A 2,320-nucleotide genomic window follows, 5' to 3' on the forward strand; every position below is an offset into this window, starting at 1 on the left:
GGCCGCACGATGAAGAGCAAAAGTTAGCATGATCGTTACCATGTTCGGGAGTCACATAGGAGATCAGATCCTGGAAATCGGGAAAAGTGCCAATCAGTTCACAATATTTGTGTATAAGAGTCAGCCCTTATGGCATATTTATCTCGCTATTTTGGGCGGCCAACATCATCAAAATAAGCACACAAGCGGCGATTCAAGTGCAATAACCAAATATCGCCTATGCAATGTATTGAATTATATTCCAGCCACATCTTTATTAGTCTTTGCATTACCTTGGGTTAGCATATTTTTAGCGAACTGGATAGATCCCCAAAACGATTGAAATTACATATCCATGCAAAATAAAAACGGTTATCCGCAAGATGACGCATATTTTTAACGCATCATTCACAGCGCTGCCCCATCCCCACAGAGGGATAAACCCAGTCCATACGCGCTCGCCCGCGATGCCAACCCTGTTTAAACCACCTCGGAATGGTATTCACCCTGAATTGAATAGCAAAACAGCTATATTTTCGAGCGTTGACCTATCTCATAGAAACGAAATCCCGGTTTGCATCCCCTGATAGCCACTCATAGAATCGCCATGTCTGACATATCTACCCTGTCCCGCCCTCTCTTATCCCATTCAGCTATTGAGTGGATCACAAATAATAACCGGGGATGCCGCCGCTGGTACAGTTGCCATGGCGCACAACAAGATGGGGTAAACCTATATCTGAATTAACAAAAAATATTAAAAAGAGGCATATCTATGAGTGGCATCATCAAGTCGGCAAGAAATACCACCAATGCTCCGCAGGCGCTGGGGCCCTACACCCAGACGGTGGCATTCTCTCATTACAACAATATTTCCGCCCAGTTACCGGTCGCTCCCAAGACGGGCAAAATGGTAAGTGGCGATGTCAAGGTACAGGCCAGACAGTGCCTGAATAACCTCAAGGCCATCATAGAGAGCATTGGCCACGTGATGAACGATATGGTCAAAACCACCATCTTCCTGAAAGAGATGGCGGATCTGGAGGCGGTCAACGCCGTCTATCGCGAATTCTTCCCGGGTTATCTGCCGACCCGCACCACCCTCGCCGTCGCCGCCTTGCCGCTGGGTGCGCTGGTGCAGATCGATGCCATCATCTCCAACGGCGAAGGCACCTTCCCGCAAGATCCTTGCCCGCTGGTCAAACTGGCCCGCAATAGCGACAAAGCACCGCACAATCCACTCTCAACCCATACCGTCGCCTTCTCCCACTACAACAATATCGGCGCACAACTGCCGGTCGATGCTGCCTCGGGCCAGCTGGTCGCCGGTGGCATCAAGGAGCAGGCGGGTCAGTGCCTGCGCAATATCAAGGCGGTGCTGGAGAGCATAGACGTGCCGTTTGACGATATCGTCAAAGTGAATATCTACCTGACCAGCCTCGCCGATCTGGAGGCAGTCAACCAGGTCTACACCACCTTCTTCCCCGACTCCGCCATTGCTCGTGCCGTTGCCTATCTGCCGGCCCGCTCGGTGGTCAGCGCCGCCGCCCTGCCAATGGGGGCGCGGGTGCAGATGGATGCGGTCATCTCCCACGGTGACGGCACTCCGCCGCAACGGGTGGAAGACCGTCACAAGCTAGTGATCTCTGCCCGCAATACCGACAAGGCACCGCAGAGCCCGCTCCATTGCCAGACCGTCGCCTTCTCCCACTACAACCATCTGTCTGCGCAACTGCCGATTGACCCCGCCACCGGCAAGATCCTGGCTGGCTGCATCAAAGAGCAGACCGCCCAGTGCCTGAGCAATATCAAGGCCATCGTCGAGAGCATCGGCCATGTGATGGACGATATCGTCAAAGTGAATATCCAGCTCGGCAACATCGCGGATCTGGATGCGGTCAACGCCGTCTACACCCAATACTTCCCGGGCTACCTGCCCGCCCGCACTGTATTTGGGGTGGGCGAACTGCCCGCCGGTGCGCTGGTGCAAATTGATGCCGTGCTCTCCAATGCGGAAAGTACCCCGCCGCAAGCATAAGGTTTACTGTGTATGATAAAAAGACACCGGCTTAAGCCGGTGTCTTTTTATATAATTTTCAGGGGCATGCTTTTAATATCATCATATTAGTGAATACACTATCCAACCTGGCAATGCATCCATTTAGTTTTGCGAACGTCCAATGACGCTTCGCCAAGCTAACCTACGAGCCATCAGCTGTCTCTTGATCAGATCTTGATCCCCGAAGCCATCATCTCTTTGGCGGCAATAAAGCCGTCCAGTTTACTTTGCAGTGTTTGCCAGCCTTCCCAGAGTGAGCTCCAGCCTGCAATCCCTGTTCGC

1 protein-coding gene is annotated in these 2,320 nt (G+C 52.4%); it reads left to right on the forward strand.

The window, feature by feature from the left end; all coding sequences use genetic code 11:
- Positions 1 to 754: 754 nt before the first annotated feature.
- Positions 755 to 2,017, forward strand: a complete 1,263-nt coding sequence (locus tag GWQ22_RS21200) for a RidA family protein (RefSeq protein ID WP_275931591.1) — start codon at positions 755 to 757, stop codon at positions 2,015 to 2,017.
- Positions 2,018 to 2,320: the final 303 nt, after the last annotated feature.

Source organism: Aeromonas sp. 1HA1 (assembly GCF_029237385.1).
Lineage (GTDB): Bacteria > Pseudomonadota > Gammaproteobacteria > Enterobacterales > Aeromonadaceae > Aeromonas > Aeromonas popoffii.

Bases quoted from the DNA above. Each gene is read 5' to 3' on its own strand.
- GWQ22_RS21200 (WP_275931591.1), top strand. From the start codon at position 755: ATGAGTGGCATCATCAAGTCGGCAAGAAATACCACCAATGCTCCGCAG.